Raw genomic sequence first — 25,524 nt, 5'->3', positions numbered from 1 at the left:
GCGGCCCGCTCCTCACAGGGGCCGCCGCTCCGGCGCGGACCCGTCAACGCACAGAGCGAACTCCACGGCGTCAACCGTCGATTCCCCTCCCGATCCGCGCCCCGGACCCGAGGCGCGCCCCCGAAATGCGAGGAACGATGAGAACCCCCTCCTGGAGACCACGGTGGCTGAGTGCCGTGCTGGTGACATGCCTGCTGGGCCTGGGCGCCCCCTTGATGTCCGCCCACGCCGCGGGCGGACCCAACATCGCGCTCGGCGACACCGCTTCGGCCAGCAGCGCCAACAGCGGCTACGCCGCCACCACCATCACCGACGGCAACCAGGGCACGTACTGGGAGAGCGCGGGCTCCAGCCTGCCCCAGTGGGTCCAGACCGACCTCGGCAGCAGTGAGCGCGTCGACGAGGTCGTCCTGAAGCTGCCCGCCACCTGGGAGAGCCGCTCCCAGACGCTCTCCGTCCAGGGCAGCGCCGACGGCACCGGCTTCACCACCCTGAAGTCGTCCGCCGCCTACTCCTTCGACCCCGCCTCCGCCAACACCGTCACCATCGCGTTCCCGGCCACCCAGACCCGCTACGTCCGCATCGCGATCAGCGCCAACACCGGATGGCAGGCAGCCCAGCTCTCCGAGCTCGAGGTCCACGCCGCCGGTGACTCCTCCACCAACCTCGCGAGCGGCAAGACCCTCAAGGCCGCCAGCCAGACCGACGTCTACGCCGCACCCAACGCCAACGACGGCAATCGGGCCAGCTACTGGGAGAGCGCCAACAACGCCTTCCCACAGTGGCTGGAGGCCGACCTCGCGGCCTCGGTCGCGGTCAACCGGGTCGTCCTGAAGCTACCCGCGAACTGGGGCGCCCGCAGCCAGACCCTCAAGCTCCAGACCAGCGCAAACGGCACCGCCTACACCGACCTGACGGCCTCCCAGTCCTACGCCTTCAACGCGGCGAACGACAACACCGCCACGATCACCTTCGACTCCACCACCGCCCGATACGTCCGCGTCCTGGTCACCGCCAACACCGGACAACCCGCGGCGCAGATATCCGAGTTGGAGATCTACGGCCCGGCCGGCGGCGACACCCAGGCGCCCACCGCGCCCGCAAACCTGGCATACACCGAACCGGCCACCGGCCAGATCCGCCTGACCTGGACGGCGTCCACCGACAACACCGGCGTCACCGGCTACGACATCTACGCCAACAACACCCTGCTCACCAGCGTCGCGGGCAACGTCACCACGTTCACCGACACCCGCCCGTCCAACCAGACCGTCTCCTACCGCGTCCGCGCCAGGGACGCCGCCGGCAACCAGTCCCCGGACAGCAACACCGTCACCCGCATCGGCGACGCAGGAGACACCCAGGCGCCCACCGCGCCCGCAAACCTGGCATACACCGAGCCCGCGACCGGCCAGATCCGCCTGACCTGGACGGCGTCCACCGACAACACCGGCGTCACCGCCTACGACATCTACGCCAACAACACTCTCCGCGACAGCGTCGCCGGCAACGTCACCACCTTCACCGACACCCAGCCCACGACCAGCACCGTCACCTACTACGTCCGGGCCAAGGACGCCGCCGGCAACCAGTCCGGCAACAGCAACAGTGTCACCCGCAACGGCAGCGGCGGCACCGGCTCCAACCTCGCCGTCGGCAAGCCGATCGAGGCGTCCTCCACGGTCAACAACTTCATCGCCGCGAACGCCAACGACAACAACACCTCCACCTACTGGGAAGGCGCGGGCGGCAGCTACCCGAACACCCTCACCGTCAAGCTCGGCGCCAACGCCGACGTCGACCGCCTCGTCGTCAAGCTGAACCCCGACAGCGCGTGGTCGGCCCGTACCCAGACCATCGAGGTCCTCGGCCGGGAGCAGAGCGCCTCCGGCTTCACCAGCCTCGTGGCCGCAAAGAGCTACTCCTTCGACCCGGCGACCGCCAACACCGTCACCATCCCGCTCACCGCCCGTACGGCCGACGTCCGGCTCCGGTTCACCGCGAACTCCGGTGCCCCGGCGGGCCAGGTCGCCGAGGTGCAGGTGATCGGCGTTCCCGCACCCAACCCCGACCTGGTCGTCACCGGCCTGACCACGTCACCGGCCGCGCCGGTGGAGTCCGACTCCATCACCGTCTCGGCAACCGTCCGCAACGACGGCCCCGCCGCCGCGGCGGCCAGCAGACTGGCCCTGCGCCTGGGCGACACCAAGGTCGCCACCGCAGACGTCGGCGCACTCGCGGCCGGTGCGCAGACCACCGTCAGCGCGTCCATCGGCCAACGCGAGGCGGGTTCCTACGAGTTCAGCGCCGTCGCGGACGACACGGGCGCGGTGATCGAACAGAACGAGACCAACAACACCTACACCCGGCCCACCGCCCTCGTGGTGAAGCCCGTCGCCAGCTCCGACCTGGTCACCACCTCGGTCACGACCACCCCGAGCAGCCCGTCCGCCGGGGACACCGTCTCCTTCAAGGTCACGGTCAAGAACCAGGGCACCGAGCCCACCGCGGCAGGCAGCCACGGCGTGACCCTCACCCTGCTCGACAAGCAGGGCGGCACCGTCAAGACCCTGACCGACTCCCACGACGGTGTCCTCGCCGCCGGGGACTCCAAGGTCGTCACCCTCGGCACCTGGACCGCGGCCAACGGCACCTACACGGTCCGGACCGTCCTCGCCGCCGACGACAACGAACTGCCGGTCAAACGGGAGAACAACACCGCCACCCAGTCGCTGTTCGTCGGGCGCGGCGCCAACATGCCGTACGACATGTACGAGGCGGAGGACGGCACGACCGGCGGCGGCGCCACCGTCCTCGGACCCAACCGCACCGTGGGCGACCCCGCCGGTGAAGCCTCCGGACGCAAGGCCGTCCGCCTGGACGCCACCGGCGAGTACGTCGAGTTCACCACCCGCGCCGCCACCAACACCCTGGTGACCCGTTTCTCCATCCCGGACGCGCCGGGCGGCGGCGGAATCGACTCCACCCTCGACTTGTACATCGACGGCACCTTCAAGAAGGCCGTCCCCCTCACCTCCAAGTACGCCTGGCTGTACGGCGCCGAGGCGGAACCCGGCAACTCGCCCGGAGCGGGCGCACCGCGGCACATCTACGACGAGGCGCACGTCCTGCTCGGCGAGACCGTGCCCGCCGGCAGCAAGATCCGCCTCCAGAAGGACAGTGCCAACACCAGCACCTACTCCATCGACTTCGTCAACCTGGAACAGGTCGCACCGGCCGGCAACCCCGACCCCGCGTCGTACACCGTGCCCGCCGGCTTCACCCACCAGGACGTGCAGAACGCGCTCGACAAGGTCCGGATGGACACCACCGGCACCCTCGTCGGCGTCTACCTGCCGCCCGGCGACTACCAGACCTCCAGCAAGTTCCAGGTCTACGGCAAGGCCGTCAAGGTCGTCGGAGCCGGCCCCTGGTACACGCAGTTCCACGCTCCCACCACCCAGGACAACACCGACATCGGCTTCCGCGCCGACGCCACCGCCAAGGGCTCGCTCTTCAAGGGCTTCGCCTACTTCGGCAACTACACCTCGCGCATCAACGGCCCCGGCAAGGTCTTCGACTTCGCGAACGTCTCCGACATCACCATCGACGACGTCTGGAACGAGCACATGGTGTGCCTCTACTGGGGCGCCAACACCGATCGCATCACCATCAAGAACTCACGGATCCGTGACATGTTCGCCGACGGCATCAACATGACCAACGGATCCACCGACAACCTCGTCACCAACAACGACGCCCGCGCCACCGGTGACGACAGCTTCGCCCTGTTCTCCGCCATCGACGCCGGCGGCGCCGACATGAAGAACAACGTCTACGAGAACCTCACCACCACCCTGACCTGGCGCGCCGCGGGTGTCGCCGTCTACGGCGGCTACAACAACACCTTCCGCAACATCCACATCGCGGACACGCTCGTCTACTCCGGCATCACGATCTCCTCGCTCGACTTCGGCTATCCGATGAACGGCTTCGGCACCGATCCCACGACCTTCGAGAACATCTCGATCGTCAGAGCGGGCGGACACTTCTGGGGCAACCAGACCTTCCCCGGCATCTGGGTCTTCTCCGCCTCGAAGGTCTTCCAGGGCATCCGCGTCAACCACGTGGACATCGTCGACCCCACCTACAGCGGCATCATGTTCCAGACCAACTACAAGAACGGCCAAGCCGAGTACCCGGTGAAGGACACCGTCTTCAACGACATCTCCATCAGCGGAGCCCGCAAGAGCGGCGACGCCTGGGACGCCAAGTCCGGCTTCGGCATCTGGGCCAACGAACTGCCCGAGCCCGACCAGGGCCCGGCGCTGGGCGAAGCCACCATCAACTGCCTGCGCACCAGCAACAACGCGCAGGACATTCGCAACACGACCCCGCTCAAACTCACCGTCAACCCCTGCTGACCCGCACCGCTCACACTCCGCGCCCGTCGCCCTCAGCGGCGGGCGCGGAGGCGTTGGCCGTCAAGGGTGCGCTTCACCGGCTCACTCGATGGTCCATACCCGGTCACGTCGGCGACACGACCTGAACTCGCCGCGCATGTCGTCCGCGCGTGGCCCAAAGGGTTGACGCCGGAACACGGTGAACCTACGGTCAACCACCGCCGCACGATCGTTCACTTCCTCGAAATATTCGACGAGAAGGAAGCGCTCTCCCACACCCGTAGCACCCACCCGCCTCACGCCATTCCCATTCGCTCGGCCATTTCGACCATAGCCGCCTGATCAGGAATCGAAAATTTCGGGAGAGAAGTCCACAAGGAGGAGCAATGTCGTTACGCCGCAACGAATCCGGCACACCAAGACCGGAGCACCCCAGTCGTCGCGCCGTCCTCGCGACCATGAGTGCTCTGCCGGTGCTCGCCGCCACGACACCGGCCGCGGGCGCTCCCCGCACAGCGACCGCGGCGGCCGCCGCGGTGATCGTCGACCCGTCCGCGACGCGGCAGACGATCCGCGGATTCGGCGGCATGAACCACCCGCTCTGGATCGGCGATCTGACCGCTGCACAGAGGGACACGGCCTTCGGCAACGGCGACGGACAGCTCGGACTCTCCATGCTGAGAATCTTCGTCTCCGAGGACCGGGCGAACTGGAACCGCGAGGTCGCGACGGCAAAGCGCGCGGTCGAGCTCGGCGTCACCGTCTTCGCGTCACCCTGGAATCCACCCGCCCAGATGGTCGAGACGTTCGTCCACGGCCAGCAGACCAACGCGAAGCGGCTCCGCTACTCCATGTACAGCGCCTATGCGCAACACCTCAACGACTTCGTCGCGTTCATGCGCAGCAACGGGGTCGACCTGTACGCCATCTCCGTGCAGAACGAACCCGACTACGCACATGACTGGACCTGGTGGACGCCGAGCGAGATGACCAGGTTCCTGCGCGAGAACGCCGGCTCGATCAGCACCAGGGTGATCGCGCCGGAGTCCTTCCAGTACGTGAAGAGCTTCTCGGACCCGATCCTCAACGACTCCGCGGCCCTCGCCAACACGGACATCCTCGGGGCGCACCTCTACGGCACGCCGTTCCAGAACTTCCCGTACCCCCTGTTCAAGCAGAAGGGGGCGGGCAAGGAGCTGTGGATGACCGAGGTCTACTACCCCAACAGCAGTGACTCGGCCGATCTCTGGCCCCAGGCGCTCGACGTCGGGGAGCACATCCATCGCGCCCTGGTGGACGCCGAGTTCCAGGCATACGTGTGGTGGTACATCCGGCGCAGCTACGGCCCCATGCGGGAGGACGGCCGGATCAGCAAGCGCGGCGCGAGCCTGGCGCACTTCTCGAAGTTCGTCCGCCCTGGACATGTGCGGATCGCGATCACCGCGAATCCCCAGCAGAACGTCTACCTCTCGGCCTACAGGGGAAGCGGCTCCCGTGTGGTCATCGTGGCCGTCAACAAGGGGACTTCACCGGTGAGTCAGCAGTTCACCCTCCAGAACAACACCTCGTCCGGGGTGTCGTCCTGGGTGACGGACGCGAGCAGGAACCTCGCGTCCCAGAGCCGGATCACCGTGACGAACGGCTCCTTCACAGCGCAGCTGCCGGCTCAGAGCCTGACCACCTTCGTCACCGGATGACGGGCTCGCTGAGTCCACCGATACTGTCCCCGGTCATGACCGACAGTATCTACGTAGGAAACGCGGGGCACGACGCGCCACTGGACCAAGGCTGGATTCTCGGCCACTTCAAGGACGAAAGCGACCCTCGGCACACGGAAGCCGTCGAGGTCAAGTGGGGGATCCATCCACGCGGCGAGGAGCGGGCCGAGTGGGTGCGGGGTGAGGAGCGGACCGCTCTGCTGGTGCTCATCAGCGGCCGGTTTCGCGTGGAATTCCCGGGGCGGAATGTCGTACTCGAAAAGCAGGGCGATTACGTCGTGTGGGGTCGCGGAGTCGACCACTCATGGTGCGCGGAAGAGGAATCGGTGTTGTTGACGGTTCGTTGGCCGTCCGTCGCCGGTTACGCCGTCACGCCGGAATGACGCGAGCTTCAGGAGGCGAAGGGTGGTCCGGTTCGCCGGATCGCCCCTTGCCGGGCCTAGCGGCCGTTTATTGACCCAGTCGTGCATGACCCCGATGAGCGCGTCGGAGGGCGTGCGCCTCTCAGCCGTACTGGCTGAAGAGCGCCTGGAGGTACTCCTCCAGGCGCTGGCCGAGAACGGCTGACGTCAGATCGTCCCTCCCAAGCTCCCGCCAGGGCTCGGCGACCTTCTCCGCGTCCGGTGCGAAAGCCAGCGCATCCAGCACACGCCAGTACAGGTGATCAGCAGGGTCGTCGCTCCAGGTCAGCGGGCCCCCAGGACGTCTCCACCCAGTCCACGATACCCTCCGGACCGCTTTCTGCCTGCCTCCGTCACAGAAAGCGCACCGGCTCACGCCAGATGCGGGCCTGTGCAGATGCTGGCGGCACCCCGCCGGGGAGCGCTTCGCCTCAGGACGCTCGCAGTGTCGCCAGATAGGTGGCCACCAAGGTGCGGGCCCAGTCGGCGGAGGCGGGTTCGGGGGTGAAAACGGCGCGGTAGTACAGCGGACCGAGAAGGAAGTCCGCCGCGGTCTCGACATCGAGCGCCTGACCGCCACGGTCCTGTTCGCGCCGGATGATCGCGCCGAGCTGGCGGTGGCGGTCCTCGACGCAGGCGCAGCCGCCCGCCGGGCCGGAGCCGATGGTCGCCCGCATGAGGGCGAGCGTGTCGGGGTCGGCGACGTCGGTGGCCACGTCGGCGAGCCAGCGCTGGAGGTCGCCGGCCAGGGAGCCGGAGTCGGGCACGACCAGGTCGTCGGTGAAGCGGCTGGTGGCGACGTCGTTCAGGAGCTGGGCGGTGGAGCCCCAGCGTCGGTACAGGGTGGTGGGGTGGACGCCGGCGCGCGCGGCCACGGCGGGCAGGGTCAGGGTCTCCGCTTCCTCCTCGGCGAGGAGGTCCGCGACGGCGCGGTGGACGGCCGCCCGCACCTTCGCGGAGCGGCCTCCGGGACGTACCTGGGTCGACGATTCAGCCATGGGGAAATTATCGCACTGATCGTTGCGTTAGTGGTAGCGTCCTAAACGCATCGATCACTGCTTTTGGAGTCGCGTCGTGTCCGGTCCCGCCCCGTCCCAGCTCCAGTCCTCCGTGCCACCCACCGACCATGTGTCGCCACCGCAGGAGAAGCGACGACGACTGAGCCGTCCCGTCGCCTTCGCCTCCCTCGCGGTCGTCTTCGTGCTGTTCATGGCCGCCTCCAGCGCACCCTCCCCGCTCTACGTCGTCTACCAGCAGGAATGGCACTTCTCCCCCACTACCCTCACCACGGTCTTCGCCGTCTACGTCCTCGGCATGATCGCGGCGCTGCTCGTCCTCGGCGCCCTCTCCGACCACCTCGGCCGCCGCCCGGTCCTGCTCTCCGCCATCGCCCTCGAAGCCGTCTCGATGGTCCTGTTCCTCACCGCGGGCAACGTCGGCCTGCTGCTGACGGCACGCCTCATCCAGAGCATCGCCACCGGGGCCGCCATGACCACGATCGGCGCCGCCCTGTCCGACCTCAACCCCGCGCACGCCCCTCACCGGGCAGGACTCGTGACGGGCACCGCGCCCACGTTCGGACTCGGACTGGGCTCACTCGGATGCGGGCTCCTCATCGAGTACGGGCCGCACCCCACCCGCCTCGTCTACGTGCTGCTGCTCACCGCCCTCGTGGTGGCCGGCGCCCTCCTGTCGGCCCTGCCCGAGACCTCGCTGCGCCGCCCCGGTGCCGCCCGCTCCCTCCAGCCCCGCCTGCGCATCGCCCCCCACCTGCGGGCCGACCTGCTGAGCCTGGTCCCGATCCTCATCGCCAGCTGGGCGCTCGGCGGCCTCTACCTCTCCCTCGGCCCGTCCGTCGCCGTCGGACTGTTCGGTCTCTCCAGCCACGTCGTCGGCGGACTCGTGGTCACCCTGCTCACCGGACCGGCCTTCCTCACCGCGCTCGCCCTGCGCGGCTGGCCCGTCGGCCGGACCCTCGCCGTCAGCGCGACCCTGCTCCTGGCCGGCACCGCCGTCGCCCTGACCGGCGTGGAGGAGCACTCCCTGACCGCGGCCGCGCTCGGCACCGCGATCGCGGGCGTCGGCTTCGGCGGCTCCGCACTCGCCAGCTTCGGCACCCTGGCCCGCATAGCCCGCCCCGCCGAACGCAGCGAACTGCTCTCCGTCGCCTTCGTGATCTCCTACCTGGCCTTCAGCATCCCAGCGGTGATCGCCGGCGTCGCCGCCACTCACGCCGGCCTCAAGGACACGTTCGTCACCTACGCGGCGACGGTCGCCGCCCTCTGCGCCCTCGCCCTGCTCGCCCAGCGCCTGCGCGCCGCCCGTACCCCCGCCACCGCAGGCGTTTCCCAGGCGTGAGGAAGCGCCCGCAAACCGGTCGCCGCGGTCTCGCAAGAAGCCGCGGCGACCGTGGTGCCCGGGCGCGAGTCGCCGTCCACCGAGGTCCCCGGCGTCACGACCGCAGAGTGGAGGACACGCCTGCGCAGACGGTGACCATGTCCCGGCCGCCACCCACAGGCCGGGGCCCCGGCGGTGATGCGCGTGACACGCGTCCCCGCCGAGGCCGGCTCGTCCGCCGAAGGCGTCAGCTTTCGTCGCGCACGTCGTCCGGGCTGATTCCGGCCTCCTCCAGCGCCTCGCGCAGGGTGCGTCCGGTCGCGCCGTCGCCCTGCGACTGCGTGTTCTCGTTCGGCGTCTCGACGATGTCGTCGGTGGACGTCGTCTTCGGACGGTTCTCCTCCGGGACGGTCACGGGGCCTCCTTGCTCGTTCGTTCTACGGGGCGGGTCAGGCCGGGTGATCCGGCTGCTGCTCGGGAGGGGTGCCGCCACCCCTGCCTCCCCCCTTGTTCCCACGGTCCGTGCCATGGGCATGACCGCCCTCGTGGGTGGCCTGTTCCGCCTTGCGGGACTGACTGTCCTGCGGAGTTCCAGCTCCCTTGTCACTGCGCCGCAGTTCGGGCTGCTGTGGGTTCGACATGGCTCTCCTCCTCGCTCGGCCTGCGCGTAGGCACGCTTGCCGATCAGACGGGTAGCGCGCAGGCTCCGTTTGAAACGTGCGGCAGGGGCCTACCCCGTGGGTTCGCCGACGCGCACCCTTACCCACCTCGGTCGCAGGGCGCACTCGCCGTCGCTCGTTGCCGGAGCGCACGCCGTGATCAGCGTGACACCCGGAACGTCGTCGCCTGCCCACGGAACCCGGTCGGCGGTGATGTGCCAGGCCGACCCGCAATCCGGTACGCCGAGCGCCTCGGCGTCCACACGGCCGGAGTGGACGGGCCGTGCCCACCCTGGAGCTGCAACCCACCGGCCCTGGTGTCGGCGCCTGGGCCGTGCGCGCGGCGACGGTTGCCCCGTCTCATTCCGTCCGGTCGGGGGCCTTGCCCGTTTCCGGTTCGGCCAGCCGCCGGTGGGCCGCCGCCTTGAGCCCGTCGGGCAGCACCTTCCCTGCCAGGCCCTGCGCCTTGGTCTTCAGCGATCCGGTCAGCGCCTTCTTCTCGCCCTTCAGGATCGCCTCGAACGCCTGCTCGGCCACCTGTGCGGGGTCGTCCTTCTTCATGGTCCCGATGCGGGTGTCGTCCGCCATGCCCGCCCGGTCAAAGAACTCCGTGTCCGTCGGGCCCGGCATGAAGGAGGTGACCGTCACGCCGGTGTCCTTCACCTCTTCCGCCAGTGCCTGGGCGAAGGACTGCACGAACGACTTGGACGCGTTGTAGACCGGCTGGAAGGAACCGGGCATCGTCGAGGCGACGGACGAGGTGAAGGCGAGCCGCCCTGCACGGCGCGCCACCATGGCCCGCAGCAACGGCTTGGCCAGCCGCACGGTCGCGGTGACGTTGAGGTCGATGACCTCCTGATCGTCGGCGAGGTCGGTGTCCACGAAGGCACCGCCCTGGCCCACCCCGGCGTTCAGGACGGCGACGTCGACCGTGAGTCCGTCGAGCGAGTCCAGGAGCAGAAAGCGTCCTTCGTTGGTCCGGAGGTCGGCGCGTACCGCGCGGACCTGGACGCCCGACTCCCGGAGATCCTGGGCGGCGGACTCCAGCGATTCGTCCTCGGCATTCACCACGAGGTCGTAGCCGTGGAGCGCGAACTGGCGGGCCAGTTCCCGGCCGATCCCGCTGGAAGCGCCGGTGATCAGAGCGAGTGGTCGTGTGTCGGTCACGACGGACGAGTAACCACCCTGTCCTGTGCCAAGCCTCGCGAACGTCGCTGTTACTGCCGTGGCGCCTGGGAGCACGTGTCGCATTCACGCGGGAGTCGCTGTTGCGCCTGACCGTGCTGTCTCGTCCAGGTTCGGCGCTGCGGGGTCCCGCGCCGACCGCCGTGCGGGGCCGACCGCCCGGCTCCAGCTGACCCGGTGTACCAGGGCCGAAGGGCTCCGGGGTTCGCTCCCTGCCCATCGCTCCCCCGCGGCAGGTGCTCACAGCGGCGGTCCGGTGGGCAGGGAGCGTGCTGAACACCCTCAGCGGCATGGCCTCGGCCCATCAGCTTGCGCGGAAGATCCACAACTGCGGACGGAGCATTGATCGGCCGAGCGTAAGGCGCAGCACATGGAAGTCAGCGCGGCTCGGGGCCCCTCAGGCCGCTGTCAGTGCCGCCAGGGCGCGGTCCATCGCTGCGTTGAACTCTTCCGGCGTCAGCGGCAGCCGGGACTTGACGTCCCGACTCCACTGGTCGGCGAGGACCTCGGCGGAGCCCGCCTCGACACCGTCGAGCGCCGCGTCGGCCAGGTCCGACGGAGCGATCTTGTCGACGGGCCAGCCCGCCGCCATGTCGGTGTCGGCCAGGCCGAGGTGTACCGCTGTGACGAGCGTGCCCTGCTCGGCGAGCTCCAGGCGGACGCCATTGGTCATGGCCCATGCGGCGGCCTTGGTCAGGTGGTAGGCATTGGCGCCCTTGCCCCCGAACCACGACATGGCGGAGAGGACGTTGACGATCGCGCCCCCGCCGTTCCTGGCGAGCGCCGGCGCGAACTCCCGGATCATTCCCAGGTGGCCGAACATATTGGTCTCCAGCTCGTGCCGCACGGTGTCCAGCGAACCGGTCACCAGGTCGGTCCCCGTACTGATCCCCGCGTTGTTGACGAGGAGCGAGACGTCCGGGGCGGCCTCGGCGGCGGCTCTCACGGATGCGGGATCGGTGATGTCGAGGGGCAGCACCTCGACCCCGGGCAGGTCCACGGTCTCCGGTCGGCGGGCCGTCGCGTAGACCTTGTGGGCGCCCCGTTCGAGCAGGCGCTGGGCGAAGGCGCGGCCCAGGCCGCGGTTGGCTCCGGTGACAAGGGCGACGGAGTTGTTGATGTCCATGCCCGGTACGCTAAAACCTGACGCTGGCGTCAGAGGCAAGTGCTGACCGTCAGGATCCGGGCGAGAGGAATCACCATGACCGTCACGGAGGCGGCGGCCGAGCGGCTGGTGCGCATCGGCGAGGTGGCACGGAGCGCCGGCGTCTCGGTACGCGCCGTGCGCTACTACGAGCAGCAGGGGCTGCTCGTCGCGGAGCGCAGCCCGTCCGGCCAGCGCCTCTACCGGCAGGACACCGTCACCCTGGTGCGTTTCTTCCAGCAGATGTTCGCCGCCGGTCTGACCAGCCGAAGGATCGCGGAACTCCTTCCGTGCTGGGACACCGGGCACACCGACGGCGAGCAACGAGCGATGCTGCGCGCGGAGCGCGACCGCATCCAGGCCAAGGTCGACGACCTGCAGGCCGCCCTGGACCGTCTCGACGAGGTCATCGCGATCACGGACACGCACCCGTAGGCAAGCCTCACTGGGGCGGAGCGCCCAGTGGGTTCGCGGCCAGCGCTCGCGCTGTGCCCAACAGGTTGGCGGCCATCGCGCGGCCGGTCTTGTGCGCCCAGTCGTGACCGCGTCCGTCGTCGAGGTAGTCCGGGCCCGGCCCGGGACCCAGATGCCAGTAGGTCCACGACTGGCCGGGCACGGTGTAGCCGATATCGCACAGAGCACCGTTGATCTCACTGATCACGTGGTGCGCCCCGTCCTCGTTCCCGGTGACGACCACTCCCGCGACGCGGTTGTAGGCGACGGGACGGTCGTCGTCGGTCTCGGAAAGCATGGCGTCCATGCGTTCCAGAACGCGCTGGGCGACCGAGGACGGCCGGCCGAGCCAGGTCGGCGACGCGATGACGAGGATCTGTGCCTGCAGCAGTTTGGCGTGCACCGCGGGCCAGTCGTCGCCGTCGTCGACGGCTTCACTCACCACGCCGGGATGGATGTCGAGATCCACGGCGCGGACGTACTCGACCTCGACGCCTGCGTTCTCGGCCAGCCAGTCGCCGACGACCTGGGCCAGTGCCTCGGTGTTGGACGGCTCGGGGGACTTCTTGAGCGTGCAGTTGATCACCAGTGCCTTCATGACACAGCGGTACCCCTCTGCGGGCGGACGACCCCGTCGTGCACCCAACCGGTCCAACAGGGCGAGTGCCAGGCTGGGACTGCTCGTCGGCCTGCCGGAAGGTGGCCGACGAGCGCCGGGGCGCCAGGTGCGCGCTAGTCGTGCATGTCAGCGGGTTGCAGCCGCGGAGCCTGCGTGGCCGTGGCGTCGCGCTGCACCGTCTCGCGGGCGAAGTAGACCGCGACGAGCGTGACACAGCCGAGGCCGACGAGGTACAGCGAGATGGGCCAGGAGGAGTTGGTGGCCGCCAGGAGCGCGGTCGCGATGAGCGGTGAGAGACCGCCGGCGAACACCGAGGCGAGCTCGTGGCCCAGCGATATCGCGCTGTAGCGGGAGGACTTGCCGAACAGTTCGGTGAAGAAGCTCGGCTGGGTTCCGATCATGGCGCCGTGTCCGATGCCGAGGGCGATGACGAACGCGAGCCAGACCAGGGCGGGGGTGCCGGTGTCGACGAGCCAGAAGAAGGGGAACGCGAAGACGACGAGGGTGGCGGCACCGGCCATGTAGACGGGACGGCGGCCGATGCGGTCGGAGAGGGCGCCGAATCCGACCATGGAGGCTCCTTCCACGACGTTCGCGATGATGATGCCGGTGAGCAGGAGGCCGCTGTCGACCCCGATGTGCTTGCCGTAGGCGAGACTGAAGACGAGGAAGACGTAGGAGCCGCCGTTCTCCGCCATCCGGGCGCCTGCCGCGATGAGGATCGAGCGCGGGTGGGTGCGCAGGGCGTGCAGGATGGGCAGGCGCTGCTTGTCGCCCTCGTGCTCGACGGTCTGGAATTCCGGCGTCTCTTCGATCTTGAGGCGGATGACGAGCCCGACGAGTGCCGGGATGGCTCCCAGGAGGAAGGGAATGCGCCAGCCCCAGGACAGGAACGCCTCGTCGGACATCGTCTGGACCGCGGCGAAGACTCCGGCGGACGTGATGAAGCCGAGGTTGATGCCGACCTGGCTCCACGCCGAGTAGAAGCCGCGCCGTCCTTCAGGAGCGCGCTCGGTGATCATGAGGACGCCTCCGCCCCACTCGCCGCCGACCGCGATGCCCTGGAGCACCCGCAGCAGGACGAGGAGGATCGGTGCCCATACCCCGATCTGCGCATAGGTGGGCAGGGCTCCGATGAGGAAGGTGGCGACTCCCATGACCAGCAGGGTGATCACCAGCATCGGTTTGCGGCCGAGCCGGTCCCCGAAGTGACCGAAGACGATTCCGCCGAGGGGCCGGGCCGCGAAGCCGACGGCGAAGGTGCCGAACGAGGCCAGCGTGCCGGCGAGGGAGCTGGTCCCGGGGAAGAAGAGGGGACCGAACACCAGGGCGGAGGCGGTGCCGTAGAGGAAGAAGTCGTACCACTCGAGTGCGGTGCCGGCCAGGCTGGCGATGGCGACCTTGCGGATCGACTGAGGTGGGGCTGCGAGTTCGTGCCGGGTGATGGAGCTCATCTCGTCACCTCTGGGTGAGGACGGCGGCCACCGGGACGTCTGGGAACGCTTGATGACGTCGCGGCAGTCGCGGATGGGTGTGTGCCAGGGCGGGGACCGCCCGCGGGCGGGTTCGGAGAACGCCGTTGACGGCCGAGAGCCGTCCGGGGACGGCCGGTGCCGTTTCGGGGGCGGGAGAGACGACGGTGGCCGCGGTGTGGGCGGCGGAGGTCGACTGTCGTCCGGGGGGGGTGGCCTGGGCGATGGGGGTGGTCGCCGTCTCGGGCAGGGTGGCGGAGTTCGCCGAGGTGAGGCCTGGGGTGATCAGGCCGGCGAGGACGCCGTGCGGGTTCGTCTCAAGGGCCGGGCGCTCGGTGTCGGGGGCGACGCCCTCTCATACGGCCGCGACGGCGGCGGTGCCGAGGAAGCGTCGCGCGTTTCCGGACAACACCAACTCACGTCGGCGGTCGTCGAGGAAGCCGGCCGTGCGGACGACGTTGCCCACCGGGCGCTCGCCGAGCGGGTACGGGTAGTCGCTTCCCACCATGACCCGTTCCGCGCCCATCGTGTCGACCAGGAGGCGCAGGGCCCGCTCGTCGAAGACGACCGAATCCACCGAGAAGCGGTCCAGGTAGTGCGAGGGAGGTGCGGCGGAGGTGCCGATCACGTCGTGGCGTCGGTGCCAGGCGTTCTCCACGCGCCCCAGCCAGAAGGCGAACGATCCGCCGCCGTGCGCGAAGCAGATCTTCAGCTCGTCCGAGACGCGGTCGAAGGTGCCGCCGAGGATCATCGCGAGGATCGACAGGTGGGTCTCGGCGGGCATCCCGGCGAGCCACTGCGCCATCCACCGGTCCGAACGGACCGAGGAGGTCATGTCCCAGGGGTGGACGAAGACCGGTGCACCGAGGTCCGCGCAGTGCTGGAGGAACGTCACGATCCCGGCGTCGTCGAGATCACGGTCGCCGACGTGGTTGCCGATCTCGACACCCCGGTGGCCGGCGGCCATGCAGCGCTCGAGTTCGGCGCACGCGGCGTCGGTGTCCTGCAACGGCACCTGGCAGAAGGGAATCAACCGCGACGGGGAGCCCGCGGCGATCTCCAGGGCCAGGTCGTTGAAGATCCGCGCGACCGCCGCCGACTCCGCGGGGTCCCGGTCGTACGAGAAGAAGACCGGTGTCGGCGACATGACCTGCGCCTCGACACCGTCGGCGTCCATCTCGGCGAGCCGGGTCTCCACGTCCCACGCGTTGGCGGTGACCTTGCGGAACTCGCGCGAGCCGACCATGATCACCGCCTCGCTCTCGGTCCGCACGTCGAACCAGGGGTTCGGGCCCGCTCCCGGCAGCTGCGGCCACCCCCGGGGCACGTAGTGCGTGTGCACGTCGATGATGTCTGCCATCGCGGGCTCAGCCCTTGCCGGGGTGCAGTGTTCCGCAGGCCTTGCAGGTGCGGGCCTGCTCGTCCTCGTAGAACGCGGTGAACACCGGGGGCAGATCGTCGACGATGTCACGGACCTGGAGCTCGACCTCGTGGACCAGGGCCGAGCAACTCGGGCAGTACCACTGGAACTTCTCCAGGGTGCCCTCCTCGCGGATGCGCTCGATGACGACCCCGATGGATCCGGCCTGGGGGCGCTGGGGCGAGTGCGGCACGTTGCGGGGCAGCAGCCAGGTCTCGCCCTCCTTGATGTGGACGGTCCGTTCGCCGTCCGCCGTCATCACGTTGACGTGCATGTCGCCCTTGACCTGGTGGAACCACTCCTCGTACGGATCCACGTGGAAGTCGGTGCGCTGGTTGGGGCCGCCGACGACCTGGACGATGAAGTCGTCGCCGGTGAAGATCGCCTGGTTGTTGACCGGAGGCTTGAGCAGCTGCTCGTTGTCCTTGATCCAGGCGGCGAAGTTCACGGCCGGAGTGATGCCGCGGACTGTGGTGTCGGGGGCTGTGTCGGTCATTGCTGCTCCTGTGTCGTGTCACGGGCGGGCTCGATCCAGGCGACCGCCTGGATCTCGATCAGCAGGTGGGGATGCGGGAGTTGATGGACGGCCACGGTGGTGCGGGTCGGGCCGTTCTCGTCGAAGTAGCGTGCGTAGACCTCGTTGTAGCCGCCGAAGTCGTTCATGGAGACGAGGTAGGCGGTCACCTGGACGAGGTCGTCGAGGCCGCCTCCGATCGGGCGCAGGATGTCGGCGATGTTCTCGATGACCGCTGCGGTCTGGGCGCGGATGTCCAGATCGACCGTGCCCAGTTCGTCGACGCGGGCGCCGACGATCTCGTTCGACGGCAGCCGGCTGCTGGTGCCGGAGACGTACACGAAGTTCCCGGCTCGCTTGGCGTGCGGGAAGCGTCCGCGCGGGCGGGCCTTGCCGTCCAGGAGGTAGGCCTCACTCATGGTGTGCTCCTTCGACCTGGATGCCGGCGCGCCCGAGGGTGGAGATCGCGACCTCGACATGGCCGACGGGCAGGGGGACGGCGGCCGTCGCCGCTCCGGCGAGCACCACGGCTCCGGCCCGCAGGCGCAGTCCGAGGCGGGCGCCGAGTGACTGGAGGCGTGTGAGGGTGCGCATCGGGTGGCCGAGGATGGCCGACGTCGAGCCGAAGGCCGTGTCCCGTCCGTCCACGCGCAGGGTGACGGCGAGGTTGCCCAGTGCCCGCGGGTCGAGGGGGACCCACGCGCCGGTGACGTACCGGGCGGCCGACGTGTTGTCCGCGACGACACGTGGCAGGTCGAACTTGAAGCCCTCGTAGCGCGAGTCGATGATCTCCATCGCGGGGGCGACGGCGTCGATCGAGGACGCGAGATCGGCGTCCGGGTCGGAAAGGTCGACATCGCGAGCGACGCGGAAGACCACCTCCGGCTCGACCCGGGGATGGATGAGGGCCGTACGGTCCAGGACGTCGCCCTCGGCGATCCGCATGGCATCGGAGAGGCGGCCGACAATGAGGTCCGAGACGCCCATCTGCCGCATCTTGGCCGCGCTCGTGAAGCCGAGCTTGAGACCTGCCTCGTGCTCGCCTCGCGCCGTGCGGCGTGCGAACAGGGCCGCCTGCGCGGTGTAGGCCTCGTCCAGGGTGAGGGCGGGCCAGGTGCCGTCGTCACCGACCGGGGTCCGTGTCGTCTCGGCGCGCTCCAGCCGGTCGACGACGTCCTCGATGTGCGGCGCGAGGGCCGCCGTGTGCGCTGTCACGCTGTCTCCTCGAAGTGCACTGCGACGTGTCCGAGACCGGAGATGTCGACCCGGTGGTGCCCCGGTCCGTCGACCGGGACCATCGGCCCGAGTGCGCCGGAGAGGATCACTTCCCCGGCGGTCAGGTGGCGGCCCCGGGCGGCACACTCGCGGGCCAGCCACACCACGGCGTTGACCGGGGAACCGAGGCAGGCCGCACCCGTGCCGGTGGAGACCGGCTCGCCGGCGTGCTCCAGCGTCATCGCCACCTCGGTGAGGTCGAGCCCGACCGGGTCGTAGGCGGCGGTGCCGAGGACGACCGCTCCGGAGGAGGCGTTGTCGGCCACGGTGTCGGCGAGGGAGATGTCCCAGTCGCGGATGCGCGAGTCGACGACCTCGATGGCCGGCAGCAGGTACTCGGTCGCACGCAGCACGTCGACGACGGTGGTCCGCGGGTCCTCCAGGTCGGCCCCCAGCACGAACGCGATCTCGCCCTCGACGCGTGGTGCGATGAAGGCGCCCAGGGGCAGCACCGCGGAGTCCGAGTGCACCATGTCGTCCAGAAGGACGCCGAAGTCCGGCTGGTGCACTCCGAACTGCTGCTGCACGGCCTGTGCCGTCAGGCCGATCTTGCGTCCCACGATCCGTGCTCCGGCCGCCAGCCGGCGCTCGGTCAGCTCGGACTGCACGGCGTACGCCGCATCGAGGTCCTGCGCGCCGATCAGGTCGCGCACGGGGTCGCACGGGGTGCCCGACGATGCCGCGGCTGCCAGCCGGTCGGCTGCCGCGAGCCGGTCGGCGGTGGGTGTTTCGGTAGGGATGCTCATTCAGATCGCCACGCAGACGTTGGTCGGTTCCGTGTAGAAGTCCAGGGAGTGCCGACCGCCCTCCCGGCCGATGCCGGACAGTCCCCTGCCACCGAAGGGCGAGCGCAGTTCGCGCAGGAACCAGGTGTTCACCCACGCGATCCCTACGTCCATGCGCTGGGCGACCCGGTGCCCGCGGGACAGGTCGGTCGTCCAGACGGAGGCGGCGAGGCCGTAGTCGGTGTCGTTGGCGAGCCAGACGGCTTCCTCCTCCGTGTCGAAGGGGATGAGGGCCGCGGCGGGACCGAAGATCTCCTCGCGCACGACACGGTCCGAGTTCGTCAGACCGGTCCACAGGGTCGGCTCGACCCAGAAGCCGCCGGCGAGGTCGCTGTCCACCTTGGCCGTTCCGCCGCCGGTGAGGACCGTCGCGCCGGCCCGCTCGGCGAGGTCGAAGTAGCCGAGGACCTTGCGCTGGTGTTCGGCCGAGATGACCGGCCCGGTGGTGGTGGCGGGATCGGAGGGGCGTCCGAGCCGCAGGGACTGGGCGCGCTCGACCAGCCGCTCGCTGACCTCGTCGAAGACCGAACGCTCGATGTAGACGCGCTCGGTGCACAGGCACACCTGGCCGGTGTTGGCGAAGACCGAACGGGTTAGCCCTTCGACGGTCGCGTCCAGGTCGGCGTCCGCGAACACCAACGCCGCGTTCTTGCCGCCCAGTTCGAAGGACACTGGTCGCACGCGGGGTGCCACCGCCTTCATGATGCCGGCGCCGGTGGCGGAGGAGCCGGTGAAGGTGACCCCGTCGATGCCCGGGTGCGTCGTCAGCAGTTCGCCCGCCGAGCCGGCGCCGAAGCCGTGGACGAGGTTGAAGACGCCGTCGGGCACGCCCGCGGCCGTCATGATCTCGGCCAGTACGGTGGCCGAACCGGGCGTCTCCTCCGACGGCTTGACGACGACCGTGTTGCCGGTGGCCAGCGCCGGGGCGAGTTTCCACGTCAACAGGAGCAGCGGAAGGTTCCACGGGGCGATGGCGGCCACCACGCCGATCGGCTTGCGGACCGCGTAGTTCAGGGCCTGGCGCCCCTCGCCGTGTTCGAGGAGGAAGGACTCGACGCCCTCCGCGGCCACGACATCGGCGAAGCTGCGGAAGTTCGCGGCGGCCCGTGTGATGTCCAGTTCGCGGGCGCCGGCTTCGGGCTTGCCGGTGTCGGCGACCTCGGCGGCCAGCAGGTCGCCTGCCCGCCGGTCGATCTCGTCGGCCACGGCCCGCATGAGGCGGCACCGGTCGGCCACCGTCATCCGGCCCCACGGCCCGCCGAGGGCTGTGCGAGCCGCGCGGACCGCGCAGTCGACGACGGACGCGTCCGCCTCGTGCACCCGGGCGACGAGGGTGCCGTCCACGGGATTGATGTCGTCGAACAGGCTTGCCCCGTCGAGGAATTGGCCACCGACGAAGTTGCGGTATTCGGTCATGCAGAGGCTCCTTCCGAGCGGACCGTGCTGGGCTGTTCGCGCCGCAGTACGACGCCTGCCGCGTCGCGGTCCCAGTCGGCGCGGCCGGCTCCCCACTCCCGCAGCACGGTCTTGCGGACCTTGCCGTTCTCGGTCAGCGGGAGTTCCGGGCACAGCGCCACGAAGCGGGGAATGGCGTAATAGGCGAGCCGGGGCTCGCAGAAGGCCACCAGCTCGACAAAGTCGATCTTGTGCCCGTCGACCGGGACGACGGCGGCCATCACCTCGTCCTCGCCGAGTTCGGAGTCCACCGCGTACACCGCGACGTCACGGACCCCGGGATGCTGGGCGAGGACGCTCTCGACCTCGACCGAGGAGATGTTCTCGCCGCGCCGGCGGATCACGTCCTTGATGCGGTCGACGAACCTGATCCACCCGTCCGCCTCGATCACCATGCGGTCACCGGTGTGGAACCACAGGTCCTGCCACGCGGCGACGGTGGCCTCGTGCATGCGGTGGTAGCCGGAGGCGAAGGCGAAGGGCTGCTCGCTGCGCAGCAGCAGTTCGCCCGGTGTGCCAGGGGGCACGGCGAGCCCGTTCTCGTCGACGATCCGGGCGGCGAAGCCCTCCTGGAGGCGTCCGACGTATCCCGGCCGCTGTTCGGTGCGGCTCGCGGAGATGACCGCGTTGGTCTCGGTCGAGCCGTAGCCGTCGATGAGGACGACACCGAACCGTTCCTCGAACTCGCGGAGCAGCCCGGCGGGGGTGGCCGGCGCCAGTGCCGCGGTCACCCGGTGCGCCCGATCGTGCTCGCCGGGCGGTCGGCCCGCCAGGATGCTGATCATGGCGCCGAGCAGATAGGTGAAGGTCGCCCCGCTGGCCGTCACGTCCGACCAGAAACGGGAGGCCGAGAAGCGCGGGCCGATGACGTACTGGGCACCGCTGACCAGCGCCTGGCTGAAGGCGTTCAGGGCGTTGGTGTGGAACAGCGGCAGGCAGGTGTGCAGCACGTCGGCCGAGGTGATGCCGAGCTGGGCGGTGACGTTGCGGCCCCACCAGTAGAACTGGGCGTGCGGGCAGACCACTCCCTTGGAGACCCCGGTGGTGCCCGAGGTGTAGAGGATCACCGCGGGATGGCCGGGACCGACCGCGACGGGCTCCACGGCCAGGCCGTCGTCCGGGATCACGTCGACGGGGACCGGCAGCACCGATACGGCCTCGTCCTCGTCCAGCAGCCAGATCTGGCGCAGCTCGGCGGTGCTCGGCAACGCCTCCACCTGGGGGAGGAAGGGGTGTTCCAGAACCAGCAGCTCGGCCTGCGAGTTGGTCAGGATGTGATGGAGCTGCTCACCCCGCGCGGCGGTGTTGATCGGCACCGCGACGGCACCGATCCACGCGCAGCCCAGGATCAGGTCCAGCAACTCAGCCCGGTTGGACGCCATCAGCGCCACCCGGTCTCCCTGCTCCACCCCGTGCCGACGCAGCAAACCTCCGGTGACGGCCACCTGTTCCAACATCTGGGCGGCGGTCCTTTGCGTGTCACCGCAGCGCAGCAGGATGCTGTCCGGGGTGGTTTCCGCGCGCCACTTCAGCAGTCCGGGGACGCTCGCACGGCTGGGGTCGGGGGTGCCGGTGAGGGCGGGCATGCCGTGGACGTCAGGGGTGCCGGTGAGGCCGGGCATGCCGTGGACGTCGGGGATGCCGGTGACGTCGCTCATGACAACTCCTCTCGGGGTATGCCGCTCGGCGGTACGAAGGCGACGCAACGGCCGGACGGTTCGGGGCGGTCGGTGAGCTCCACGACGTCACCGACCTCGACCGGGCCGTGCAACCTGGCCACGAGCAGCGGTTCGGGGTCGCAGGCCACCGATGCGATGACGACGTCACCGAGATGGGTCAGCTGCTCGACCACCCCCCGCTCGACGCTTCGGGGCGCCAGGTCGGCGCCGCCGCAGCGGGGACACAGCAGCCGGGCGGGGAACCACTGGCCGCCGCAGGTGCGGCAGTTCTGCACGGTCACACTCATGCGGCCGCCTCCAGGAGCCCGGCGGTGGCACACGCGCCGTAGCGGTAGAGCACCATCCCGTACCCGCTGAACAGGCCGAGACGGGCGTCGACCTGTCGCTGCCCGGCCTGGCCGCGCAGCTGCCGGACGATCTCCACGAGCCCGTGCATGCCTCCCGCAGAACCCGGCTGGCCCGCCGAGAGCTGTCCGCCGGAGGTGTTGACGGCGAGCTTGCGGGTGGCGAGACGCTCGGCGATGAAGGCCGGCATCTCACCGCCGGCGACCAGCCCGAGGTCCTTGAGCTGGGCGAGCGCCATGGCCGGGTAGTCGTCGTACACGCTGACCACCTCGACGTCGGCGGGTCCATGACCCGCGGTGTCCCAGAACTCGGGGGCGCAGTCGGCCAGGCCGGTGACCAGGCCGTCGCCCGTCTGGTCGTCGCTGTTGTAACGGGCCGATACGGCCAGCACCCTGGCGCGCCGCGTGCCCGCGGCCCGTTCGTCGGCTGCGACCACCACGGCATCGGCGCCCGTGACCGGCGGTACGCAGTCGTAGCGGCCGAGGGGTTCGGCGACCATGGGAGCGTTCAGGTAGTCGTCGAGCGTCAACGGCGTTCGGTACACGGCCCCCGGGTTGAGGGCCGCCCAGGCGCGTTGCGCCACCGCGAGCCGACCGTAGTCAGTACGCGTGAGCCCTTCGGCTTCCATCTGACGCTGGGTCAGCAGCGCGAAGAGGGCGTTCGGTCCGAGCATGTCCAGCGGAACCAGGTTTTCTGCGGTCGCCCGGTTGTACTCGGCCACCATCTTCAGATGCACCTGCTGGTCCATCAGGTCGCCGGCCACGAGCACCACGACCGAGGCGTCGCCGGACTCCACGGCCCGCACGGCGTGTTGCAGCATCGTGCCGGCGCTCGCCCCGCCGTTGGTGTCCTGCATCAGCCAGCGCAGCCGCAGTCCGAGCCGCCAGGCCAGGTCGACGGCGTGGTCCGGGCCGAGGGTGAAGCTGCACGCGGCGAAGCCGTCGACGTCGGCGGTCTTGAGGTTCGCGTCGGCGAGTGCGCGGCGTACGGCGTCGGCGAGCACCCCTTGCGTGGTCGTGCCGGATGCCGGATGCCGGGTGTAGGGCGACTCGCCGGCGCCGATGACGGAGACGCCGCTTGTCGTCTTTCCCATCAGAGCTCGCTCTCCCATGTCGTGACGCGGTCGGGGGGATTCATGCCGGGGTGCCTCAGTGCCCGAAGGCTTCGTGCAGCCACCAGGACCCCCCGTCCGAGGTGATCTTGGCGTCCAGCACCAGGGGACGGACGGGACCGGCCGACAGCCACTCCTTGACGGCGTGCGTGTCCTCGGGCCGACGGATGGTCAGCGCGTCGCACCCGTGTCCCCGCGCGAGCGCCGCGATGTCCGTGTCGGGGAAGGTCACCGAGTCGAGGCCGCTCGTGCCGGCCCCGAAGTGATGCACCTCGGCGCCGTACATGGCGTCGTTGTAGACGACGATCAGCATGGGCAGGCCCAGCCGTACGACGGTCTCCAGCTCCGACAGGCCCATCAGGAAGCCGCCGTCGCCGCAGCCGGCCACGGGCAGCCGGCCGGGCTGCGCCAGCGCGGCACCGATCGCGGTCGCCAGGCCCAGGCCGACGGACTGGAACGCCTGAGTGAAGCAGAACCCGTACTCGTCGGGCACGTCGAGGTACATGCTCGGGTAGCCGAGGAAGTTGCCCGAGTCCACGGAGACGATCCGCTCTGTGGGCAGGATGTCGTTGAGGGCGACGCTCAGGCTGCGGGGGTCGACCCGTCCGTCCGCCGACGCGTCCTCGAATCCGACCTGGTTCCAGCGCAGACCGGAGCGGATCCGATCGGCCACGTCCTCAGTGCGGTAACCCGTGCGCCCGCCGCGGGAGTTCGCGCGCAGCCACGCGGCCGTGGCCCGGGCCGTCGCCGCGACACCGCCCCACAGACCGAGGTCCACGTCACGGTGGACGCCGATGGCCCCCGGTTCGATGTCGACCTGGACGACGGTCGCGTCCGGCGCGATGAGCCTGCCGTGCCGCATGGTCCACATGTTCAGGGCGCAGCCGAATCCCACCACCAGGTCGGCGCCGGAGACGAGTTCGGCCGTCAGTGGCGAGGAGAAGCCACCGGAGACGTCGATGTTCCAGTCGTCGCCGTTGAACATCCCGCGGGAGACGGCGGAGGTGGCCAGGAGCGCGCCCGCCTCGGCGGCCAGTTCACGGACGGCGTCCCGGGAGCCCGGGGAACGGCCGCCGCGTCCGACGACGAAGACCGGTCGTTCGGCGCGTTCCAGCAGCTGGGCGAAGGCGGCTGTCTCACTGTCGTCGGGCCGCGGTTCGGCGACCTGGCGGTACTCCCGGGCCGGGGCCGCTGCCTCCAGGGGCGCGTCCTGCACGTCGATGGGAACGTTCAGGACGACCGTGCGCCGCTGGTGGCGGCAGATCGCGAAGGCCCGTGCCACATCGTCGAGGGCGGTCCTGGGAGACCGGACGCGCAGGGCGACCGCCCCGATCCCGGTGGCGATCGCCGCCTGGTCGAGCGCGAAGTTCGAGGTGGGGTCGGCGGCTTCGGCGGTCAGCACCAGCAGCGGCGTCCTGCTCTTCGCGGCCTCGGTGATTCCGGTGAGGGCGTTGGTGTAGCCGCAGCCCTGGTGCAGGGAGAGCACGGCGACCTCGTCGGACATCCGGGCGTAGGCGTCCGCCATGGTGGCCGCGCCGCCTTCGTGACGAGCGGCGACGAACCGTGCGCCGCCCCGCACCATGGCGTCGGTGAAGTGGAAGTTGCCGCTGCCGACCACGCCGAAGACCGTCCGGACTCCGAGATCGGTGAGCTGCCTGCCGATGGCTTCGTGGACCAGCTCGGTCACTGGGCCTCTCCGTTCTCCATGAGAGCCAGAACCCGCGCCGGACTGCCGGACCCTCCGACGATGCGGAGCGGAGCGACGATCAGGACGGCGCCGGTGACGGGCAGCCGGTCGAGGTTCCGCAACTGGGTGACTCCGTACTTGCCCGCGCCCAGCAGGTAGTGGTGTGCCGGGAACTGCGGGGTGAAGGTGAACGCCTGCCCGGCGTCGGTCCCGACGGTCTCCACTCCGAGTCCGACGATCGGTGACTCCTCGGCCAGCCAGCGGGCGCATTCGGCCGTGATGCCGGGTGTGTGCGGCCCGTTCTCGTCGGCGTTGAGGAACAGCTGCTGATCGTGCGAGCGGGCGGCCCAGCCGGTCCGGTAGAGCAGCCAGCCGCCCTTCGGGAGCGGGCCGTTGTGCTGCTGCCACTCCTGGAGGTGCTCGACGGTCAGCAGGAAGTCGGGATCGGCGGCGCACTCGGCGGTCTTGTCGATCACGACAGCGGGAGCCACCAGGCGCGGGACCGGTACGTGAGCGACGTCCCCCTTGTCGGCGCCGGTGATCCAGTGGCACGGGGCGTCGAAGTGGGTGCCCACGTGCTCGCCGGTGTGAATGCCGTTCTGGTAGGAGGTGTGCCCCCGCTCGTCGTAGCGCGCGAGCTCCTCCAGCTCGAAGTGAGGGATCGGCGCCATGTCCGGCGGAAGGTCGAGCACGGGCGTCGACGGCGACAGGAGGGCGGTCAGGTCGACCACCTCGACGCCGCCGGAGGCCAGAGCGGACGTCAGGCCGCCCAGCGGGCCGTCTGCGGAGAGTGTCGAAGACATGGCCTCATCCTTTGGCAGGGATTCGGCCTTGACTAATGCTTCTCCGGTCGCCGCTATTC

General features: G+C 69.8%; 23 protein-coding genes and 1 pseudogene. 5 read left to right on the top strand and 19 right to left on the bottom strand.

What is annotated here, in order from left to right; translation table 11 throughout:
• Positions 1 to 137 precede the first annotated feature (137 nt).
• The 3 genes from M2163_RS44910 to M2163_RS44900 all read left to right on the top strand — a co-directional run bounded on the left by M2163_RS44910 (position 138) and on the right by M2163_RS44900 (position 6,504).
• Complete coding sequence (locus M2163_RS44910; RefSeq protein WP_280897006.1) at positions 138 to 4,424, top strand: discoidin domain-containing protein; 4,287 nt, start codon at positions 138 to 140, stop codon at positions 4,422 to 4,424.
• Between the two features lie 365 nt (positions 4,425 to 4,789).
• Positions 4,790 to 6,100, top strand: a complete 1,311-nt coding sequence (locus M2163_RS44905) for a glycoside hydrolase family 30 beta sandwich domain-containing protein (RefSeq protein WP_280897005.1) — start codon at positions 4,790 to 4,792, stop codon at positions 6,098 to 6,100.
• Between the two features lie 35 nt (positions 6,101 to 6,135).
• A complete protein-coding gene (locus M2163_RS44900; RefSeq protein ID WP_280897004.1) occupies positions 6,136 to 6,504 on the top strand; it encodes a signal peptidase I in 369 nt (122 codons plus the stop codon).
• 121 nt (positions 6,505 to 6,625) lie between these two features.
• Here the strand turns inward: M2163_RS44900 and M2163_RS44895 are convergent.
• Positions 6,626 to 6,848: pseudogene (locus M2163_RS44895) on the bottom strand (aminoglycoside phosphotransferase family protein); the annotation flags it as partial.
• 105 nt (positions 6,849 to 6,953) lie between these two features.
• Positions 6,954 to 7,520 carry a TetR/AcrR family transcriptional regulator gene (locus M2163_RS44890; RefSeq protein ID WP_280847078.1) on the bottom strand — a complete coding sequence of 189 codons (567 nt, stop codon included), beginning with the start codon at positions 7,518 to 7,520 and terminating at the stop codon, positions 6,954 to 6,956.
• 76 nt (positions 7,521 to 7,596) lie between these two features.
• Here M2163_RS44890 and M2163_RS44885 point away from each other — a divergent pair, with 76 nt between their 5' ends.
• Entirely contained in the window at positions 7,597 to 8,880 is a 1,284-nt protein-coding gene (locus M2163_RS44885) for an MFS transporter (RefSeq protein WP_280897003.1), read from the top strand.
• A gap of 226 nt (positions 8,881 to 9,106) precedes the next feature.
• Here the strand turns inward: M2163_RS44885 and M2163_RS44880 are convergent, their stop codons facing one another.
• From M2163_RS44880 to M2163_RS44865, 4 genes are all read right to left on the bottom strand, one after another.
• Positions 9,107 to 9,274 carry a hypothetical protein gene (locus tag M2163_RS44880; RefSeq protein WP_280847080.1) on the bottom strand — a complete coding sequence of 56 codons (168 nt, stop codon included), beginning with the start codon at positions 9,272 to 9,274 and terminating at the stop codon, positions 9,107 to 9,109.
• A gap of 34 nt (positions 9,275 to 9,308) precedes the next feature.
• Positions 9,309 to 9,500 carry a hypothetical protein gene (locus tag M2163_RS44875; protein ID WP_280897002.1) on the bottom strand — a complete coding sequence of 64 codons (192 nt, stop codon included), beginning with the start codon at positions 9,498 to 9,500 and terminating at the stop codon, positions 9,309 to 9,311.
• A 378-nt stretch (positions 9,501 to 9,878) separates the two neighbouring features.
• Entirely contained in the window at positions 9,879 to 10,685 is an 807-nt protein-coding gene (locus tag M2163_RS44870; RefSeq protein ID WP_280897001.1) for an SDR family NAD(P)-dependent oxidoreductase, read from the bottom strand.
• A 415-nt stretch (positions 10,686 to 11,100) separates the two neighbouring features.
• Positions 11,101 to 11,829 (bottom strand): SDR family oxidoreductase, encoded by a 729-nt coding sequence (locus M2163_RS44865; RefSeq protein WP_280897000.1) that lies wholly within the window; start codon positions 11,827 to 11,829, stop codon positions 11,101 to 11,103.
• A 75-nt stretch (positions 11,830 to 11,904) separates the two neighbouring features.
• On the opposite strand from M2163_RS44865, the gene M2163_RS44860 reads away from it, so the two are divergent.
• On the top strand, positions 11,905 to 12,282 hold the full coding sequence (locus M2163_RS44860) for a MerR family transcriptional regulator (protein ID WP_280847084.1): 378 nt from the start codon (positions 11,905 to 11,907) through the stop codon (positions 12,280 to 12,282).
• A gap of 7 nt (positions 12,283 to 12,289) precedes the next feature.
• Here M2163_RS44860 and M2163_RS44855 read toward each other — a convergent pair whose 3' ends face one another.
• From M2163_RS44855 to M2163_RS44795, 13 genes are all read right to left on the bottom strand, one after another.
• Complete coding sequence (locus M2163_RS44855; protein WP_280896999.1) at positions 12,290 to 12,898, bottom strand: flavodoxin family protein; 609 nt, start codon at positions 12,896 to 12,898, stop codon at positions 12,290 to 12,292.
• A 134-nt stretch (positions 12,899 to 13,032) separates the two neighbouring features.
• Positions 13,033 to 14,373 (bottom strand): MFS transporter, encoded by a 1,341-nt coding sequence (locus tag M2163_RS44850; RefSeq protein ID WP_280896998.1) that lies wholly within the window; start codon positions 14,371 to 14,373, stop codon positions 13,033 to 13,035.
• 373 nt (positions 14,374 to 14,746) lie between these two features.
• The gene (locus M2163_RS44845; protein WP_280896997.1) at positions 14,747 to 15,751 is read right to left on the bottom strand and encodes an amidohydrolase family protein; all 1,005 of its coding nucleotides are present in this window, start codon (positions 15,749 to 15,751) and stop codon (positions 14,747 to 14,749) included.
• Between the two features lie 7 nt (positions 15,752 to 15,758).
• Positions 15,759 to 16,307: a 3-hydroxyanthranilate 3,4-dioxygenase gene (locus M2163_RS44840; protein WP_280896996.1), complete on the bottom strand. Its 549-nt coding sequence runs from the start codon at positions 16,305 to 16,307 to the stop codon at positions 15,759 to 15,761.
• Positions 16,304 to 16,744 (bottom strand): RidA family protein, encoded by a 441-nt coding sequence (locus tag M2163_RS44835; RefSeq protein ID WP_280847089.1) that lies wholly within the window; start codon positions 16,742 to 16,744, stop codon positions 16,304 to 16,306. Before M2163_RS44835 ends, M2163_RS44840 begins: the two co-directional genes overlap by 4 nt.
• Positions 16,737 to 17,540 (bottom strand): fumarylacetoacetate hydrolase family protein, encoded by an 804-nt coding sequence (locus M2163_RS44830; protein WP_280896995.1) that lies wholly within the window; start codon positions 17,538 to 17,540, stop codon positions 16,737 to 16,739. Before M2163_RS44830 ends, M2163_RS44835 begins: the two co-directional genes overlap by 8 nt.
• Positions 17,537 to 18,346, bottom strand: coding sequence for a fumarylacetoacetate hydrolase family protein (locus tag M2163_RS44825; protein ID WP_280896994.1), 810 nt, complete (start codon positions 18,344 to 18,346; stop codon positions 17,537 to 17,539). Before M2163_RS44825 ends, M2163_RS44830 begins: the two co-directional genes overlap by 4 nt.
• The gene (locus M2163_RS44820) at positions 18,347 to 19,801 is read right to left on the bottom strand and encodes a 2-hydroxymuconic semialdehyde dehydrogenase (RefSeq protein ID WP_280896993.1); all 1,455 of its coding nucleotides are present in this window, start codon (positions 19,799 to 19,801) and stop codon (positions 18,347 to 18,349) included.
• The gene (locus M2163_RS44815) at positions 19,798 to 21,498 is read right to left on the bottom strand and encodes an ATP-dependent acyl-CoA ligase (protein ID WP_280896991.1); all 1,701 of its coding nucleotides are present in this window, start codon (positions 21,496 to 21,498) and stop codon (positions 19,798 to 19,800) included. Before M2163_RS44815 ends, M2163_RS44820 begins: the two co-directional genes overlap by 4 nt.
• Positions 21,495 to 21,806: a zinc ribbon domain-containing protein gene (locus M2163_RS44810; RefSeq protein WP_280896990.1), complete on the bottom strand. Its 312-nt coding sequence runs from the start codon at positions 21,804 to 21,806 to the stop codon at positions 21,495 to 21,497. The genes M2163_RS44815 and M2163_RS44810 overlap by 4 nt, the downstream gene beginning before the upstream one ends.
• Positions 21,803 to 22,957 (bottom strand): thiolase family protein, encoded by a 1,155-nt coding sequence (locus tag M2163_RS44805; protein ID WP_280896989.1) that lies wholly within the window; start codon positions 22,955 to 22,957, stop codon positions 21,803 to 21,805. The genes M2163_RS44810 and M2163_RS44805 overlap by 4 nt, the downstream gene beginning before the upstream one ends.
• 55 nt (positions 22,958 to 23,012) lie before the next feature.
• Positions 23,013 to 24,662, bottom strand: coding sequence for a thiamine pyrophosphate-binding protein (locus M2163_RS44800; protein ID WP_280896988.1), 1,650 nt, complete (start codon positions 24,660 to 24,662; stop codon positions 23,013 to 23,015).
• Positions 24,659 to 25,465 carry a cyclase family protein gene (locus M2163_RS44795; protein WP_280896987.1) on the bottom strand — a complete coding sequence of 269 codons (807 nt, stop codon included), beginning with the start codon at positions 25,463 to 25,465 and terminating at the stop codon, positions 24,659 to 24,661. The genes M2163_RS44800 and M2163_RS44795 overlap by 4 nt, the downstream gene beginning before the upstream one ends.
• Positions 25,466 to 25,524 lie beyond the last annotated feature (59 nt).

The sequence above is a fragment of the Streptomyces sp. SAI-135 genome (genome assembly GCF_029893805.1).
GTDB lineage: Bacteria > Actinomycetota > Actinomycetes > Streptomycetales > Streptomycetaceae > Streptomyces.
The sequence above is the reverse complement of the archived record's forward strand: the minus strand, read 5'-3'. Positions and strand labels throughout refer to the sequence as shown.

Excerpts from the sequence above, each read along its gene's own strand:
- M2163_RS44845 (WP_280896997.1), bottom strand. The coding sequence starts at position 15,751 with ATGGCAGACATCATCGACGTGCACACGCACTACGTGCCCCGGGGGTGG.
- M2163_RS44825 (WP_280896994.1), bottom strand. The coding sequence starts at position 18,346 with ATGAGCATCCCTACCGAAACACCCACCGCCGACCGGCTCGCGGCAGCC.
- M2163_RS44840 (WP_280896996.1), bottom strand. The coding sequence starts at position 16,307 with ATGACCGACACAGCCCCCGACACCACAGTCCGCGGCATCACTCCGGCC.
- M2163_RS44850 (WP_280896998.1), bottom strand. The coding sequence starts at position 14,373 with ATGAGCTCCATCACCCGGCACGAACTCGCAGCCCCACCTCAGTCGATC.
- M2163_RS44805 (WP_280896989.1), bottom strand. The coding sequence starts at position 22,957 with ATGGGAAAGACGACAAGCGGCGTCTCCGTCATCGGCGCCGGCGAGTCG.
- M2163_RS44875 (WP_280897002.1), bottom strand. The coding sequence starts at position 9,500 with ATGTCGAACCCACAGCAGCCCGAACTGCGGCGCAGTGACAAGGGAGCT.
- M2163_RS44860 (WP_280847084.1), top strand. The coding sequence starts at position 11,905 with ATGACCGTCACGGAGGCGGCGGCCGAGCGGCTGGTGCGCATCGGCGAG.
- M2163_RS44910 (WP_280897006.1), top strand. The coding sequence starts at position 138 with ATGAGAACCCCCTCCTGGAGACCACGGTGGCTGAGTGCCGTGCTGGTG.
- M2163_RS44820 (WP_280896993.1), bottom strand. The coding sequence starts at position 19,801 with ATGACCGAATACCGCAACTTCGTCGGTGGCCAATTCCTCGACGGGGCA.
- M2163_RS44855 (WP_280896999.1), bottom strand. The coding sequence starts at position 12,898 with ATGAAGGCACTGGTGATCAACTGCACGCTCAAGAAGTCCCCCGAGCCG.
- M2163_RS44815 (WP_280896991.1), bottom strand. The coding sequence starts at position 21,498 with ATGAGCGACGTCACCGGCATCCCCGACGTCCACGGCATGCCCGGCCTC.
- M2163_RS44900 (WP_280897004.1), top strand. The coding sequence starts at position 6,136 with ATGACCGACAGTATCTACGTAGGAAACGCGGGGCACGACGCGCCACTG.
- M2163_RS44905 (WP_280897005.1), top strand. The coding sequence starts at position 4,790 with ATGTCGTTACGCCGCAACGAATCCGGCACACCAAGACCGGAGCACCCC.
- M2163_RS44835 (WP_280847089.1), bottom strand. The coding sequence starts at position 16,744 with ATGAGTGAGGCCTACCTCCTGGACGGCAAGGCCCGCCCGCGCGGACGC.
- M2163_RS44865 (WP_280897000.1), bottom strand. The coding sequence starts at position 11,829 with ATGGACATCAACAACTCCGTCGCCCTTGTCACCGGAGCCAACCGCGGC.
- M2163_RS44810 (WP_280896990.1), bottom strand. The coding sequence starts at position 21,806 with ATGAGTGTGACCGTGCAGAACTGCCGCACCTGCGGCGGCCAGTGGTTC.
- M2163_RS44795 (WP_280896987.1), bottom strand. The coding sequence starts at position 25,465 with ATGTCTTCGACACTCTCCGCAGACGGCCCGCTGGGCGGCCTGACGTCC.
- M2163_RS44890 (WP_280847078.1), bottom strand. The coding sequence starts at position 7,520 with ATGGCTGAATCGTCGACCCAGGTACGTCCCGGAGGCCGCTCCGCGAAG.